This window comes from Mesorhizobium sp. M7A.T.Ca.US.000.02.2.1, assembly GCF_003996995.1.
In the GTDB taxonomy this organism is placed as follows: Bacteria; Pseudomonadota; Alphaproteobacteria; order Rhizobiales; family Rhizobiaceae; genus Mesorhizobium.
Genome location: NZ_RZTT01000009.1, coordinates 1 through 14,800 on the forward strand (window position 1 = coordinate 1; position 14,800 = coordinate 14,800).

The window sequence follows — 14,800 nt, forward strand, 5'->3', positions numbered from 1 at the left end:
CTCTCAGGATGAAGTCGTGCAGCATCTTGGCGGCCGGCGACAGTGCGCGATTCCTGACCGTGATCAGGCTGTAGGGCCTGACCTCGATGTCGAATTCGGTCTGGACGACGTCGATGGCGCCGGCCAGCCCGTCAGGGCTCTGGATGAATTTCGCCACCTGGACAGAGACCGGTGCGATGGCATCGGATTGCGCGACCATGACCAGGGTCAGGAGCAGCGAACTGGTGTTCAGGATACGGTCCGGCAAAGCGATGTTGCGATTGAGGAAGTTGCTCTCCATGGCCTGGCGCAAGGGTGAGCCGCCGGACTGGAAGACCCAGTCATAGGCGGCGGTCTCTTCCAGCCGCACCGCCTCGCCCTTGGTGAGCGGATGGCCCCGGCGCACGATCAGGCAGGCCTTCTCGACGCCGATGACGCGCGACTCGAACAGCCGCGGATTGAGATCGTCCGGGATGCGCGCGATGATGAAGTCATGGCGCGTGGCGATCAGCTCGCGTGCCAGCACATTGGAGGTCTCGACCTGCATGGTGATCTCGATGCGCGGATAGATGCGGCGGATTTCACGAATCGCCGGCACCGCCAGCTCGATTGCCGGCGCGGTCACGGCACCCAGGAAAACCGAACCACCCTTGCCCGCCTTGAGTTCGGAAATCTCGCGGTCCACCTCGCGCATCTCCAGCAGGATCGAGCGCGCCCGCCTGGCCAAAGCCTTGCCGTATGGCGTCAAGGTGATACCGCGCGGCAGCCTCTCGCACAGCTTGACCTCCAGCACCGCCTCCATCTCTGCGATCATGCGCGAGGCCGCCGGCTGCGAAATGTTCAGAACCTGGGCTGCCGCGCTGACCCGGCTGTGGTCGTCTAGCGCGACGATCATGCGCATGTGACGCAGACTGAGACCGCTGCGCAGCAGGGTTTCGCCATCGCCCGGTGCTTCTCTGTAACCATTTGAAGCTGTTGTCGGATTCCCGGGCCGCGCCATCGCTTTTCCCTGCCTTCTGCTCGTGTAAGGCCGACCTTGGAGTCAGCCCGTCACGTCCCAATACATATACCAACCATGATATAGCAACCATCAAAGATCGCATTTGACAGTTATGGCAAAGACCCACACCCTCCGCGCGTTCCAAGACGTGACGGTCGCTGACGAGAAAATCGTATCGATTGAATCAGCGTCTCGGGGCCATGGGAGGATACCGGAGATCGATATGACGGCAGCAGTGCCCTTGGCGCTTCTGCACGATTGCGCGGCCCGCGACCCCCGGGGTGCCGCGTCCATCAAACAGGGAGAGTTAAAGTGAAAATCATCAAGACACTGGCCGCCGTCGCGGCCCTTGGCATCGCTGCCATGACCTACTCGGCGCACGCAGCCGACAAGGGTCTTGTCGGCGTGCTGATGCCGACCAAGACCTCGCAGCGCTGGATCAATGACGGCGACGCCGTCAAGTCCCAGCTCGAGGCTCTCGGCTACACCGTCGACCTGCAATACGCGCAGGACGACATCCCCAACCAGCTCAGCCAGCTGGAAAACGAAATCACCAAAGGCCCGAAGGCGCTGATCATTGCTTCGATCGACGGCACCACCCTGTCGGATGCTCTGCAGAAGGCCGCTGACGCGGGCGTCGTCGTCGTCGCCTATGACCGCCTGATCAAGAAGACCGCCAATGTCGACTACTACACCACCTTCGACAATTTCGGCGTCGGCGTGATCCAGGCGAATTCGCTGGTCAAGGGCCTCAAGGAGCGCTTCCCGAACACCAAGCCGTGGAACGTCGAACTGTTCGGCGGCTCGCCCGACGACAACAACGCCTTCTTCTTCTACGACGGTGCGATCTCCGTCCTGCAGCCACTGATCGACGACGGCTCGATCAAGATCAAGTCCGGCCAGACCGGCATGGACAAGGTCGGCACGCTGCGTTGGCTCGCCGCCACCGCCCAGGCGCGCATGGACAATCTGCTGTCGGCCAACTATTCGGACGGCAGCCGCGTCGATGGCGTTCTGTCGCCCTATGACGGCCTGTCGCGCGGCATCACCGCCTCGCTGCGCGCCGTCGGCTACGGCACCGAGGCTCAGCCGTGGCCTGTTGTGACCGGCCAGGACGCCGAAACCGCTTCGGTCAAGCTGATCATCTCGGGCGAGCAGTACTCGACCGTGTTCAAGGACACCCGCGAACTGGCCAAGGCCACCGTCGAACTCGTCGACAAGGTGCTCTCGGGCGGCAAGCCGGACGGCCTCGATGAAAAGACCTACAACAACGATGTCAAGGTCGTCCCCTCGATCCTGTTGACGCCGCATGAGGTCGACAAGTCGAACTACCAGGCACTGGTCGTCGACTCCGGCTACATCAAGGCCGACGAACTGAAGTAACCCCGATTACAAAGTCAGGGGTCCTGCGCAACGCAGGGCCCCTTTTCGTTCACCAGCGAGCCCGGTATTGTCGCCGACCTCGCCGGCAATGTTTGCCGACCTCTCAAGGAGCGGTTGTCCCATGGCCCCGACGATTTTGGAGATGCGCGACATCACCAAGACGTTCCCAGGCGTGAAGGCGCTGTCGAACGTCAACCTCAGCGTCGAGGAAGGCGAGATTCATGCCGTGGTCGGCGAGAACGGCGCCGGCAAGTCGACGCTGATGAAGGTGCTGTCGGGCGTCTATCCCTCAGGAACCTATGACGGCCAGATCATCTTTAACGGCGGGGAATGCCAGTTCAAAGGCATCCATGACAGCGAGCGCAAGGGCATCGTCATCATCCACCAGGAACTTGCGCTGGTGCCGATGCTGTCGATCGCCGAAAACATCTTCCTCGGCAACGAGCACGCCAGATACGGCATCATCGACTGGAATTCCAACGAGGCGCGCACCAGCGCCCTGTTGAAGAAGGTGGGCCTCAAGGAGGACCCCAAGACGCTGATCACCAATATCGGCGTCGGCAAGCAGCAGCTGGTCGAGATCGCCAAGGCGTTGAGCAAGGAAGTCAAGCTCCTGATCCTGGACGAGCCGACGGCGTCGCTCAGCGAAAAGGACAGCCAGGCGCTGCTCGACCTTCTGCTCGAATTCAAGCGGCAGGGCATGACCTCGATCCTGATCTCGCACAAGCTCAACGAGGTGAACCGGGTCGCAGACAAGGTGACGGTGATCCGTGACGGGCGCACCATCGAGACGCTGGCCAAGAAGGACATCTCTGAAGACCGCATCATCACTTCGATGGTCGGCCGCTCACTCGACGACCGCTATCCGCCGCGCGAGCCTGACATCGGCGAGGTCGTGTTCGAAGTGAAGAACTGGTCGGTCTATCACCCGATCCATGCCGAGCGGCAGGTGATCAAGGGCATCGACATCAACGTGCGCAAGGGCGAAGTCGTGGGCATTGCCGGGCTGATGGGCGCTGGCCGCACCGAATTCGCCATGAGCCTGTTCGGCCGCTCCTACGGCCGCCGCATCTCCGGCGAGGTGCTGCTCAAGGGCAAACCGGTCGACGTATCCTCGGTGAGCAAGGCGGTCCAACACGGCATCGCCTACGTCACAGAGGACCGCAAGACCTACGGTCTCAACCTCATCGACCATATCAAGCACAACATCACGCTGGCCAATCTTGGCGGCGTCTCGCGCCACAGCGTGATCGACGACATGCGCGAGCTCGCCGTTGCCAACGACTATCGCAAGAAGACCAATATCCGCGCTTCCAGCGTCTATCAGATGACCGGCAATCTCTCCGGCGGCAACCAGCAGAAAGTGGTGTTGTCGAAATGGCTGTTCGCCGACCCGGACGTGCTGATCCTCGACGAGCCGACGCGCGGCATCGATGTCGGCGCCAAGTACGAAATCTATACGATCATCGCCCGTCTCGCGGCTGAGGGTAAGGCGATCGTCGTCATCTCGTCGGAAATGCCGGAATTGCTCGGCATCACCGACCGCATCTACGTCATGAACGAAGGGCGCATCGTGGGCGAAATGCCCGCCGCGGAAGCAAGCCAGGAAAAAATAATGCGCGCCATCGTTCGTGGAGAAGGAAAAGCAGCATGAGCACCGAAAGCGCCCCCGCCCCGCAGGGCAACGTCGCCGAAGAGCAGCGCCCACGCATCGCCGTCTCGGCGCTGACGACGAACCTGCGCGAATACGGCCTGATCCTGGCGCTGATCGCCATCATGGTGTTCTTCCAGTTCACCACGAACGGAACGCTGTTCAAGCCGGTGAACCTGAGCAACCTGGTACAGCAGAACTCGTTCATCATCGTGATGGCGCTGGGCATGCTGCTGGTGATCGTCTCCGGCCATATCGACCTGAGTGTCGGATCGGTGGCGGGCTTCATCGGCGCGCTGGCGGCGATGATGATGGTCATCTGGCCGCTCGGTCCGTTCAGCAACCCGCTGGTGGTCTCGATCATCTGCCTGATCGTGGGCGGCGCGATCGGCGCCGCGCAAGGCTATTGGATCGCCTATCACCGAATACCGAGCTTCATCGTCACGCTGGCCGGCATGCTGATCTTCCGCGGCATCTGCCAGGCCCTGCTGGGCGGCGGATCCTCGGTGGGGCCGCTACCCGATGGCTTCAAGGCGCTCAGCTCCGGCTTCATCCCGGATGTCATCGGCCCGCTGACGCTGATCCCGCCGACAGTGAACGCGGCCGGCAAGACCATCATGGGCAGCGGCCTGACTCTGCACATGACGACGATCGTGCTGGGCCTGATCGCTGTGCTGGCCTACGCCTATTTCGGGGTGAGGACGCGCCGCAAGCGCGAACGCCATGGCTATGAGGCCGAGCCCTTTGCCCTGTTCGTCGTCAAGACGCTGGTCGGCAGCGCGCTGGCGCTGTTCCTGGTCTACCAGTTCGCCAGCTACAGGGGCCTGCCGGTGGTGCTGCTCGTCATGGGCGTGCTGATCTCGCTGTTCGTCTTCGTCACCAAGCGCATGACCATCGGCCGCCGTATCTATGCCATGGGCGGCAATTCCAAGGCCGCGCAGCTGTCAGGCATCAACACCGAGCGGCTGACGCTGATGGTGTTCATCAATATGGGCGTGCTGTCGGCGCTCGGCGGCCTGATCATCGCGGCGCGACTGGGACAGGCGGTGCCGGCCGCGGGCCTCGGCAGCGAACTCGACGTCATCGCCGCCGTCTTCATCGGCGGCGCCTCGGCGATGGGCGGCGTCGGTCAGGTCATCGGCGCGGTGGTCGGCGGCTTCATCATGGGCGTGATGAACAACGGCATGTCGATCATGGGCGTCAATGTCGACTGGCAGCAGGTGGTCAAAGGCCTGGTGCTGCTCGGCGCCGTGATCTTCGACGTCTACAACAAGAACAAGGCTTGAACGGGCTTAAGAGCAATTCCAAGGAAAAGTGTGAAACGGTTTTCCGCCTGGAATTGCGCCAAGACAATGAGTTAGAGCGGTTCGCCGTTTCCGTGAAACGGTGAACTGCTCTAGGCGAGGCAAGCAGGAGGCATACGATCGCGGCGCTGCCGGCAACCCGCCGGTAACAGAAGTCCCTGAGGGACCAGGCCCGCGAGCGCAATCCGAACTGAGAATTTAAACCGTGGCATGGACGAGGTCCCGGCCGCGCTGAGTAAGGTCTGCCGTTTTGGCAGTCCTGCCAAGGCAAATGAGAGAGGATTCATCATGCTGATCTCCCAGATCCTCGACGACGCCGAGACCATCCGCGTCGTCGCCCGCAATGGCGGCAAGACCCGGATCATCAATGGCGCCCGCAGCGTATATTCGCTGGCGATGGAGGCCGCCCGCACCGGCGTCGGCCTCGTCGCGCTGATCGAACGCAAGGGGCTTGGCGAGACGGTCGATCTCGAGGCCGCTTACAAGAAGGGGCGGCTGCTGTCGCCGATCAATCACCCTGATCCGGCGCATCTGCACCTGACCGGCACCGGGCTGACGCATCTCGGCTCCGCCGCGACGCGCGATTCCATGCACAAGAAGCTGAGCGCCGACGGCGAGGAGCAGCTCACCGATTCCATGAAGATGTTTCGCATGGGGCTGGAGGGCGGCAAGCCGGCAAATGGCCAGATCGGCGTGCAGCCGGAATGGTTCTACAAGGGCAACGGCACGATGGCGGTGGCGCCAGGCGCCGCACTCCTGTCACCGGCCTTTGCCAAGGACGCCGGCGAAGAGCCCGAGGTGGCCGGCATCTATGTCATCGGCGACGACGGCGCACCTTTCCGCGTCGGCTTCACGCTGTCGAACGAGTTTTCCGACCACGTGACCGAGCGCGTGAACTATCTGTTCCTCGCCCATTCCAAGCTGCGCAACGCCTCGTTCGGTCCGGAAATCCTGATCGGCGACCTGCCGCCCGATATCCGCGGCACCTCGCGCATCGTGCGTGACAGCGAGGTGCTGTGGGAAAAGCCGTTCCTGTCCGGCGAAGCGAACATGTCGCACACCATTGCCAATCTCGAACATCACCATTTCAAATACGCGGCCTTCCGCCAGCCGGGCGACGTGCATGTGCATATGTTCGGCACGGCCACGCTCTCTTTCGCCGACGGCATCAGGACCGAGGCCGGCGATGTGTTCGAGATCGAGGCCGGGGACTTCGGCCTGCCGCTGCGCAATCCGCTCGAGATCGAACAGCCGGTGAAGGTGGCGGTGAAGGCGCTTTGAGGTAGCGCCTTTTTCCTTCTCCCCTTGTGGGAGAAGGTGGATCGGCGCGTTAGCGCCGAGACGGATGAGGGGTGTTCCAGCGAAGTGAGACGTTAGCGTTCCCTGGAACACCCCTCATCCGTCGCCTTCGGCGACACCTTCTCCCACAAGGGGAGAAGGAAAAAGGCGCCTCAACCTCAATAAATATCGAAGTCGAAATACTTGGCCTGGATCTTCTTGTAGGTGCCGTCGGCGACGATCGCGTCGATGGCCGCGTTGAGCTTGTCGCGAAGTGCTGTGTCTTCCAAGCGAACGGCAATACCGGCTTGCGTTTCCGTGCCCTTGACGTCGCCAACCAGTTTGCAGCAGCCGTCGCTCGCCTTCTTCAGCCAGTCCATCAGCACGAACTTGTCCGAGATCACAGCGTCAAGACGACCGTTGGTCAGATCGGTGATCGCCTCTTCCTGGGTCGGATAGAGCTTTGCCTCCGCGCCTGCCTTGCCATACTCATTCTGGGCGTAGTCGGCCTGCGTGGTCGAGGCCTGGGCGCCGACCGTCTTGCCGGCCAGTGCCGATGGTTCGGTCGAGGTGAGATCGCTGTCCTTCGGCGCCACCAGAGCCAGCGGTGTCGTATAATATTTGTTGGTGAAGGCGACCTGCTTCTTGCGCTCCTCGGTGATGCTCATCGAGGCGATGATGGCGTCGAATTTCTTCGCCTGCAAAGCGGGAATGATGCCGTCCCAGTCCTGGGTGACGATCTCGCACTCGACCTTCATCTGCGCGCATAGTGCATTGGCGATGTCGATGTCGAAGCCTTCGACCTTGCCGTCAGCCGTAATGGTGTTGAACGGCGGATAGGCGCCCTCCGTGCCGATCTTGATTTTCTCCTGCGCCTGCGAAAGCGAGCCGGCCGCCACCACCAGCATGGCAGCGCCTGCTGCCGATATGATCCATTTCGAAATCTGCATTTTCTTGGTTCCCCTTGAACGCCGGCATCTTGACGACCAGCAAGGCAGCCAAGCATGGCGAGCCAGCGCAGGCAAGTATTTTGCCTGACGGCGGCGCTCAGCGCGCGGCGCGGAAATGCTTGGACAGCTTCAGGCCCTGCGCCTGGTAGTTGGAGCCGAGATCGGTGCCGTAGAGGGCCTGCGGCCGCTTCAGCATGTGTTCGTAGACCAGCCGGCCGACGATCTGGCCATGGTCGAGAATGAACGGCACTTCATGGCTGCGCACTTCCAGCACCGCCCGGCTGCCCGTGCCGCCAGACGCGGAGTGGCCGAAGCCCGGATCGAAGAAGCCGGCATAGTGGACGCGGAATTCGCCGACCAGCGGATCGAAGGGCGTCATCTCGGCGGCGTAGAGCGGCGGTACGTGCACCGCCTCCTGGCTGACGAGGATGTAGAACTCGTCGGGGTCGAGCACCAGTTCGCCGGCGCCGCTCTTGTGGATCGGCTCCCAGAAGTCGACGACTTCCTGCGCCGCGCGCTTGTCGACATCGACGAGGCCGGTGTGATGCTTGCCGCGATAGCCGACCAGCCCGTTCTGATCGCCGTTGAGGTCGATCGACAGCGCGATGCCGCCGCCGGAAATATTCGGCGGCTCGGTGGCGACCAGCGTCTGCGCGCGATGCAACTCGTGCAGCTCGGCTTCCGAGAGCAGCGCATTGCCGGTGCGGAAGCGGATTTGCGACAGGCGTGAGCCGGTGCGCACGACGATCGGGAAGGTGCGGGGGCTGACTTCCAGAAACAGCGGGCCGTGATAGCCGGCAGCGATCTTGTCGAACTCGTGGCCGCGATCGGTCATGACCCGGGTGAAGATGTCGAGCCGCCCGGTCGAGCTCTTCGGATTGGCCGAGGCCGAAATGTCAGCCGGCAATGCCAGGCTTTCGAGCAAGGGCACGATATAGACGCAGCCGGTCTCCAGCACCGCGCCCTCGGCAAGATTGATCTCGTGCAGCTGCAGCCGGTCGAGCTTTTCCGAGACCTTGTGGTTGGGGCCGGGCAGGAAGGAGGCCCGCACCCGCCAGGCCTTGTCGCCGAGCCTGAGATCGAGACTGGCCGGCTGGATCTGGTCGGCGTCGAGCGCACGCGCCGACTTCAGCGCGCCGGACTGGAACAGCGCCGATATGTCCTGGTCGGGAAGAATGCCTGTCTGCCGCAAGGCTCCACTCCTAGGTCAGACGTTTTTCTTGTCGCAGGTTCTGGTCGCAAAACCGTGGAACACTTTTGCGGAACCTGCTTGGTACAAACCTCTTAATGAAGCCGGCAATTGACGCAAGCGTGGCGCGGGTCTAAAGGGTCGTTATCCCGTGGTGATTTGGCCGGTCGGCTTGCAGCCACGTTAAACAAGTCGCTAAAGGACCGTCGGGCCGCAAGGCCGTATGGACCGGTTGCGACTTTCGCGGCCGGTTTTTTTGTGTCTGGAAGAAAAGCGATGAGCACCAAGAAGCGCAACTGGAAGCCTCAGACGGCACTCGTGCACAGCGGAACGCTGCGTTCCGGTTTCGGCGAAACGTCGGAAGCGATTTACCTGACCCAGGGCTATGTCTACGAAACGGCACAGGCCGCCGAAGCCCGTTTCAAGGGCGAGGAGCCGGGTTTCATCTATTCGCGCTACGCCAACCCCACCGTCGACATGTTCGAGAAGCGCATGTGCGCGCTCGAAGGCGCCGAAGACGCCCGCGCCACCGCGTCCGGCATGGCGGCGGTGACGGCCGCCCTTCTGTGCAGCGCCAAGGCCGGCGACCATATCGTGGCGGCACGTGCGCTGTTCGGCTCCTGCCGCTGGGTGGTCGAGACGCTGGCGCCGAGATACGGCATCGAGGCGACGCTGGTCGACGGCACCGACATCGCCAACTGGGAAAAGGCGGTCAAGCCGAACACCAAGCTGTTCTTCCTGGAAAGCCCGACCAATCCGACGCTGGAAGTGGTCGATATCGCCGCTGTCGCCTCGCTTGCCAATTCGATCGGCGCAAGGCTGATCGTCGACAATGTCTTCGCCACGCCTTTGCAGCAGAAGCCCTTGCAGCTCGGCGCCCATATCGTCGTCTATTCGGCGACCAAGCACATAGACGGCCAAGGGCGCTGTCTCGGCGGCGTCATCCTGTCGGACAAGAAGTGGATCGACGAGAACCTGCACGATTATTTCCGCCATACTGGCCCAAGCCTGTCACCCTTCAACGCCTGGACGCTGCTGAAAGGCCTGGAAACGCTGCCGCTGCGCGTGCGCCAGCAGACGGAAAGCGCCGGCAGGATCGCGGATTTCCTGGCCGAGCGGCCGGAAATCGCCCGCGTCATCTATCCCGGCCGCGCCGACCATCCGCAGGCCGACATCGTCAAGAAGCAGATGTCGGGCGGCTCGACACTGATCTGTCTCGACGTCAAGGGCGGCAAGCAGGCGGCCTTCGCCTTGCAGAACGCGCTCGACATCGTCTTGATCTCCAACAATCTCGGTGACGCCAAGAGCCTGATCACCCATCCGGCGACGACGACGCATAAGAATTTGAGCGACGAGGCGCGCGCCGAGCTCGGCATCGGGCCGGGCACGCTCAGGCTGTCGGTTGGGCTGGAGGATGCCGACGATCTGCTCGAGGATATCGCGCAGGCGCTGAAGGCCAGGTAGCGCGCGCGAGCGTCGTCACAGGATTACAGGCCGACCGCCTTGCGCAGCACTTCGTTCATGCGGGTCTGCCAGCCATCGCCAGCGGCCTTGAAGCGGTCGAGAACGTCGGCGTCGAGGCGTAGCTGTACGGCACGTTTGGGCCGGGCAAGCGGCGGCCGGCCAACCTTGCGGCGCGAAACGGCATCGGTTGGCTGCGCATCCGGATCGGCTTCGGCCGCAGCGGTGATCTTGGCATCTTCTTCGTCGGTCATCGCGGCAAGCGCCTTTTTGGCCAACGCCAAAGCGTCAGCACGTGACAGCTGGGGCGCAGCTGCCTCACGGCGTACGATCGTCTTAGAGGTTTTCGACATAGTCCGTAATTTCCTGCCTTGTGGCCTTGCGCAGCGAAATAACGCGGATGGCGTATCGTCGCTCGACATAAACCATCACATGGACGCCAGTTCCGATCAGACCGATGGCAACGAGGCGGTCCTCGCCAAAGTCCTCGCTGTCGTCGAGCCTGATAGCGGCGTTGGCGAAGTCGAAGGATGGTGCGATCGCAAAATCCACGCCATGCTTGGCCCTGTTCATCCTGGCCTTGTTTTCATCCCACTCGAACTGCATCGCCGCCGGTGCGTTCCCATAAATTATGTATACACAAAAATAGAGCCTAACGCAACATTTCCGTATATACGATAATTATTCCAGCGGTCAAACCTAGCTGACGCCTTCAGGCGCCGGACGGCGTCTCTTCCAGCTCGGCCGTCTTGGTGCCGATGGTCATCGCATTGCCGCGCCAGTCGACGGCGCCGCCGAGCCAGCCGCGTCCCCACATCGCCGGCAGGATCAGGTCGCGCGCCATGATCGCGGCGACCATGCGTGGCGACAGGTACCAGCCCTTGGACCAGGCCAGGGCGCACTCCGGAAGGTAGAAGGCCGCCAGTACGGCAATGGCGGTTGCCCAGAGGCTGAAACCGGCACTGGCTGCGGCAATCAGCGCAAGCACCAGCGGCACCACGGCGCCGGTCAGGATTTCGGGTGCGAAGAACAGCGGGAAAGTGACGCGGCGCAGGCGCGCCCAGCGGGCCTGACGCGACCAGATCTCGTCAAACGAGCGCCGGCCAAGCGGCTGCTCGAAGGGGGCGGCGACGAGATTGACGCGCAGGCCGAGGCTGTTCACCAGCTTGGTCGCGGCGGCGTCCTCGGCGATCTCGGCGGCCAGCGCGCGGATGCCGCCATTGGCGTCGAGCATCGGCTTGTTCCAGAGCATGCTCTTGCCCTGGGCAAAGCCAAGGCCGAGCGCCTCGCCGGCATATTGCCAGCGCGCCTGCAGCGTGTTGAGGAAAGCGCATTCGACCTCGGCCCAGAAGCCGGCAGGCCGGGAGCCGATCGGCGTCGAGCAGACAAGGCCGGTGCCGGGCCGCCAGGCAGCCATCAGGTGCTGGACGTAGTCTCTCGGCATCAGCACGTTGGAATCGGCCAGGACGACCCAGTCGTGCCGCGCCGCTTCCCAGCCCTTGACGCAATTGTTGAGTTTCGGATTGGCGCTGATGCGGTCGTCGCCGATAAGCAGCCGGGCTGGCACTTTCGGAAACCGGACGATCGTCCTGTTTATCAATTTGACCACCGGATCGTCGGCATGGGCAACGCAGAAAATCAACTCGTAGCGCGGCCAATCGAGCGAGAAGGCGCGTTCCAGCGTCTCCTGCGTGAACGGCTCGACGCCGCGCGACGGCACGACGATCGACACCGGCCGCGGCTTGGCGGCCGGCGGCCCAATGGTGTGGCGCCGTTTCAGACGCGAAGCGGCGAGCACGATGCTGGCGAGATTCGAGAGGATGAGGACAGTTGAAAGCGTGGCGGCTATGAGAGTGAGTTCCATCGAAATCCGGTCACTCCAGGAAAACCGGTCCGCAAGATGGCCGGTTTCAACAGTTCAGCAGAGCGCCCGAGTCGCGCATCACCAGTCCGCGCACACCATCATTGTCATATGTCACTTAAATGACATTCTTTGTCGGCACCTGCCCGCGAGGTCGGCCAGAGGAGGCTTCGGTCGGTTGACCTAACCGCACAGAGCGCCGAAAGTTCCGCTGGAACCGTTTTTTGGAGCCGCTTATGTATAGCGCCGTCACGCGCAACATCGAAGTGCAGGTCAGGCCATTCTATCTGGAGGACCGTTCGGATCCCTCGGAGAACCGCTATGTCTGGGGCTATCAGATAACGATCGACAATCAGTCGGACGACTTCGTGCAGCTTCTGTCGCGCTATTGGCATATCACCGACGGCACTGGCCGGGTCGAGGAAGTGCGCGGCCCCGGCGTCGTCGGCGACCAGCCCGAACTCAATCCCGGCGACAGCTACCAATACACGTCCGGTTGCCCGCTCTCGACACCATCCGGCATCATGGTCGGGCACTACACGATGCGCAACCAGCAGGGCGAGACGTTCGACATCGCCATTCCGGCGTTTTCGCTGGACCTGCCGGGGACGCGGCGGACGGTGAATTGATTTCGCCTCACCGGCCGCTCCGCGGCCGGTGAGGCGTGGTTTTCTCTCTACTGAGCCGCGAATTCCGCCGGGTCGAAGTCATATTGCTTCGAGCAGAATTCGCAGGCGACGTGGATGCCGCCGTCCTCGGTGCTGTCCTTGATCTCCTGCGCGGAAAAACCCTCGAGGATGCCGCGGATCTTGTCCCTGGAGCACGAGCACTGGTCGGCGACCGGAACGCCGCCGAAGACGCGCACGCCATGCTCGTGGAACAGCCTGTAAAGCAGCCGCTCGGCACCGATCGTCGGGTCGATCAGTTCGGTCGGCTCGATCGTGCCGAGCAGCGCCAGCAACTCCTGCCAGGAATTGTCGACCGGGTCGTGGATCTCCTCGCGCGGATCGCCATCGCCACCCGGCAGGTCCGGGACGCGCATGCGCTCGGGCGACTGCGGCAGGAACTGCGCCAGGATACCACCGGCGCGCCACTGCTCGCGGGCACCGCCAGGACCGGGCGTCAAAAGCTTGGCCACCGACAGCCTGAGATCGGTCGGGATCTGTTCCGACTGGCGAAAATAGGTGCGTGCCGCATCTTCCAGCGTCTCGCCGTCGAGTTGGACGATGCCCTGGTAGCGCTGCGTGTGAGCGCCCTGGTCGATGGTCAGCGCCAGCACGCCGCTGCCAAGCAGCGTCTGCTGGGAAGTTTCGCCGGCCGCGACAAGGGCTTCCAGCCGGTCGGCGTCAAAACGCGCATAGGCGCGCAGCGCCGAGGGCGTGGAAAAATCCGCGACCAGCATGTCGACAGGCCCGTCGGTGCGGGTCTGCAGGATGAACTTGCCCTCGAACTTCAGCGAGGTGCCGAGCAGCACGGTCAGCACACAGGCCTCCGCCAGCAGGCGGGCGACCGGCTCGGGATAATCGTGGCGGCTGAGGATGGCATCGAGCATCGGCCCGAGTTGGACGGTGCGGCCCCGCACATCGAGCGGGCCGACCTCGAACGGCACGACATGATCGTCGCCGGCATAGCCAAATTCGCCGAGTTTGGGGTGATGTTCAGTCACTTGATAGGTTTCCAACATGACAAAGCTCCAGGGCGCGGCCATGCCGCCCTCCGGGGCGCATGCGTCGAAACGCGCTTGATTTGCGTGATGCGGCGCAAATAGGCATCACACCCCCGCAGATCAAGCTCCCGGGGATCAAGCGCCGAGACACTTCAAGCGCCGAGACACCAGGCAAGCACGGCCTTCTGGGCATGGAGCCGGTTCTCGGCCTCGTCGAAGACCACCGAATGCGGCCCGTCGATGACCTCGTCCGTCACTTCCTCGCCACGATGCGCCGGCAGGCAATGCATGAACAGCGCGTCCGGCTTGGCCTTGGCCATCAGCTTGGCGTTGACCTGATAGGGCGAGAACACGTTGTGGCCGCGGGCGCGATGCTCCTGACCCATCGAAACCCAACAATCCGTGACGATGCAGTCGGCCTGATCGACGGCTTCCTCGGGCGAGCGGGTGAAGTGCAGCTTGCCGCCATGTGCCCGCGACCAGTCGATATGCTTCTGCGCCGGTTCGCTGCCCTCGGGCACGGCGACGTTGAGGTTGAAGCGGAACCGGGCCGAGGCCTCAAGCAAGGAATGCAGCACATTGTTGCCGTCGCCGGTCCAGGCGATGGTCTTGCCGGCGACCGGACCGCGATGTTCCTCGAAGGTCATGATATCGGCCATCAGCTGGCAGGGATGGGTGTCGTCGGTCAATCCGTTGATCACCGGCACGGTGGCGTTCTCGGTCAATTCCAGCAGGCGCTCATGCGAGGTGGTGCGGATCATGATCGCATCGACATAGCGCGACAGCACCTTGGCCGTGTCGGCAATGGTCTCGGAGCGGCCGAGCTGCATCTCGGTGCCGGTCAGCATGATGGTCTCGCCGCCGAGCTGCCGCATGCCGACGTCGAAGGAGACGCGCGTGCGCGTCGACGGCTTGTCGAAGATCATTGCCAGCACCTTGCCTTCAAGCGGTTTGGTGCGCTCGCCGGCCTTGAGGCGCGCCTTTCGCACCACCGCATCGTCCAGCATCAAGCGCAGATCGCCTTCGGAAACGGTGGAAAGATCGGTGAAATGGCGAACTGACATCAGCAATGGTTCCG

The 14,800-nt window shown here is 62.9% G+C and carries 14 protein-coding genes and 1 riboswitch; of the genes, 6 read left to right on the forward strand and 8 right to left on the reverse strand.

All coding sequences use genetic code 11. The features are described 5' to 3' along the window. On the reverse strand, positions 1-979 hold a 979-nt coding region (locus EOD15_RS01915), incomplete at its 3' end, for a LysR family transcriptional regulator (protein ID WP_148129484.1). Between the two features lie 312 nt (positions 980-1,291). Here EOD15_RS01915 and chvE point away from each other — a divergent pair. The 4 genes from chvE (at position 1,292) to araD1 (ending at position 6,598) form a co-directional block, all read left to right on the forward strand. After that, a complete protein-coding gene (chvE, locus tag EOD15_RS01920) occupies positions 1,292-2,362 on the forward strand; it encodes a multiple monosaccharide ABC transporter substrate-binding protein (protein ID WP_127319687.1) in 1,071 nt (356 codons plus the stop codon). A 121-nt stretch (positions 2,363-2,483) separates the two neighbouring features. After that, complete coding sequence (gene mmsA / locus EOD15_RS01925) at positions 2,484-4,016, forward strand: multiple monosaccharide ABC transporter ATP-binding protein (protein WP_127319685.1); 1,533 nt, start codon at positions 2,484-2,486, stop codon at positions 4,014-4,016. After that, a complete protein-coding gene (gene mmsB, locus EOD15_RS01930; RefSeq protein ID WP_027038593.1) occupies positions 4,013-5,299 on the forward strand; it encodes a multiple monosaccharide ABC transporter permease in 1,287 nt (428 codons plus the stop codon). Before mmsA ends, mmsB begins: the two co-directional genes overlap by 4 nt. 306 nt (positions 5,300-5,605) lie before the next feature. Then, a complete protein-coding gene (gene araD1, locus EOD15_RS01935; RefSeq protein WP_127319683.1) occupies positions 5,606-6,598 on the forward strand; it encodes an AraD1 family protein in 993 nt (330 codons plus the stop codon). 176 nt (positions 6,599-6,774) lie between these two features. Here araD1 and EOD15_RS01940 read toward each other — a convergent pair whose 3' ends face one another. After that, complete coding sequence (locus EOD15_RS01940) at positions 6,775-7,545, reverse strand: ABC transporter substrate-binding protein (RefSeq protein WP_127319681.1); 771 nt, start codon at positions 7,543-7,545, stop codon at positions 6,775-6,777. Between the two features lie 97 nt (positions 7,546-7,642). Beyond that, on the reverse strand, positions 7,643-8,737 hold the full coding sequence (locus EOD15_RS01945; RefSeq protein WP_127319679.1) for a 2'-deoxycytidine 5'-triphosphate deaminase: 1,095 nt from the start codon (positions 8,735-8,737) through the stop codon (positions 7,643-7,645). 138 nt (positions 8,738-8,875) lie between these two features. Continuing rightward, a riboswitch (SAM riboswitch) is annotated at positions 8,876-8,953 on the forward strand. Positions 8,954-9,010: 57 nt separating this feature from the next. Here EOD15_RS01945 and EOD15_RS01950 point away from each other — a divergent pair. Continuing rightward, on the forward strand, positions 9,011-10,198 hold the full coding sequence (locus EOD15_RS01950; RefSeq protein ID WP_127384517.1) for an O-succinylhomoserine sulfhydrylase: 1,188 nt from the start codon (positions 9,011-9,013) through the stop codon (positions 10,196-10,198). A 23-nt stretch (positions 10,199-10,221) separates the two neighbouring features. Here the strand turns inward: EOD15_RS01950 and EOD15_RS01955 are convergent, their stop codons facing one another. The 3 genes from EOD15_RS01955 to EOD15_RS01965 form a co-directional block, all read right to left on the reverse strand. Next, positions 10,222-10,449 (reverse strand): BrnA antitoxin family protein, encoded by a 228-nt coding sequence (locus EOD15_RS01955; RefSeq protein WP_127272043.1) that lies wholly within the window; start codon positions 10,447-10,449, stop codon positions 10,222-10,224. 82 nt (positions 10,450-10,531) lie between these two features. Beyond that, positions 10,532-10,801, reverse strand: coding sequence for a BrnT family toxin (locus EOD15_RS01960; protein ID WP_127272042.1), 270 nt, complete (start codon positions 10,799-10,801; stop codon positions 10,532-10,534). Positions 10,802-10,907: 106 nt separating this feature from the next. Beyond that, entirely contained in the window at positions 10,908-12,059 is a 1,152-nt protein-coding gene (locus tag EOD15_RS01965) for a ceramide glucosyltransferase (RefSeq protein ID WP_127319326.1), read from the reverse strand. Positions 12,060-12,292: 233 nt separating this feature from the next. On the opposite strand from EOD15_RS01965, the gene apaG reads away from it, so the two are divergent. Beyond that, positions 12,293-12,685, forward strand: coding sequence for a Co2+/Mg2+ efflux protein ApaG (gene apaG, locus EOD15_RS01970; RefSeq protein WP_127319328.1), 393 nt, complete (start codon positions 12,293-12,295; stop codon positions 12,683-12,685). Positions 12,686-12,732: 47 nt separating this feature from the next. Here apaG and EOD15_RS01975 read toward each other — a convergent pair whose 3' ends face one another. Continuing rightward, entirely contained in the window at positions 12,733-13,764 is a 1,032-nt protein-coding gene (locus EOD15_RS01975; RefSeq protein WP_127319330.1) for an Hsp33 family molecular chaperone, read from the reverse strand. 110 nt (positions 13,765-13,874) lie between these two features. Further along, positions 13,875-14,786, reverse strand: coding sequence for an ornithine carbamoyltransferase (gene argF, locus EOD15_RS01980; protein WP_127267144.1), 912 nt, complete (start codon positions 14,784-14,786; stop codon positions 13,875-13,877). Positions 14,787-14,800 lie beyond the last annotated feature (14 nt).

What these genes read in the sequence shown, in the direction of transcription:
- araD1 (WP_127319683.1), top strand. Translation starts at nt 5,606, where the DNA reads ATGCTGATCTCCCAGATCCTCGACGACGCCGAGACCATCCGCGTCGTC.
- argF (WP_127267144.1), bottom strand. Translation starts at nt 14,786, where the DNA reads ATGTCAGTTCGCCATTTCACCGATCTTTCCACCGTTTCCGAAGGCGAT.
- apaG (WP_127319328.1), top strand. Translation starts at nt 12,293, where the DNA reads ATGTATAGCGCCGTCACGCGCAACATCGAAGTGCAGGTCAGGCCATTC.
- EOD15_RS01950 (WP_127384517.1), top strand. Translation starts at nt 9,011, where the DNA reads ATGAGCACCAAGAAGCGCAACTGGAAGCCTCAGACGGCACTCGTGCAC.
- mmsA (WP_127319685.1), top strand. Translation starts at nt 2,484, where the DNA reads ATGGCCCCGACGATTTTGGAGATGCGCGACATCACCAAGACGTTCCCA.
- EOD15_RS01975 (WP_127319330.1), bottom strand. Translation starts at nt 13,764, where the DNA reads ATGGCCGCGCCCTGGAGCTTTGTCATGTTGGAAACCTATCAAGTGACT.
- EOD15_RS01955 (WP_127272043.1), bottom strand. Translation starts at nt 10,449, where the DNA reads ATGACCGACGAAGAAGATGCCAAGATCACCGCTGCGGCCGAAGCCGAT.
- EOD15_RS01940 (WP_127319681.1), bottom strand. Translation starts at nt 7,545, where the DNA reads ATGCAGATTTCGAAATGGATCATATCGGCAGCAGGCGCTGCCATGCTG.
- EOD15_RS01960 (WP_127272042.1), bottom strand. Translation starts at nt 10,801, where the DNA reads ATGCAGTTCGAGTGGGATGAAAACAAGGCCAGGATGAACAGGGCCAAG.
- EOD15_RS01965 (WP_127319326.1), bottom strand. Translation starts at nt 12,059, where the DNA reads ATGGAACTCACTCTCATAGCCGCCACGCTTTCAACTGTCCTCATCCTC.
- mmsB (WP_027038593.1), top strand. Translation starts at nt 4,013, where the DNA reads ATGAGCACCGAAAGCGCCCCCGCCCCGCAGGGCAACGTCGCCGAAGAG.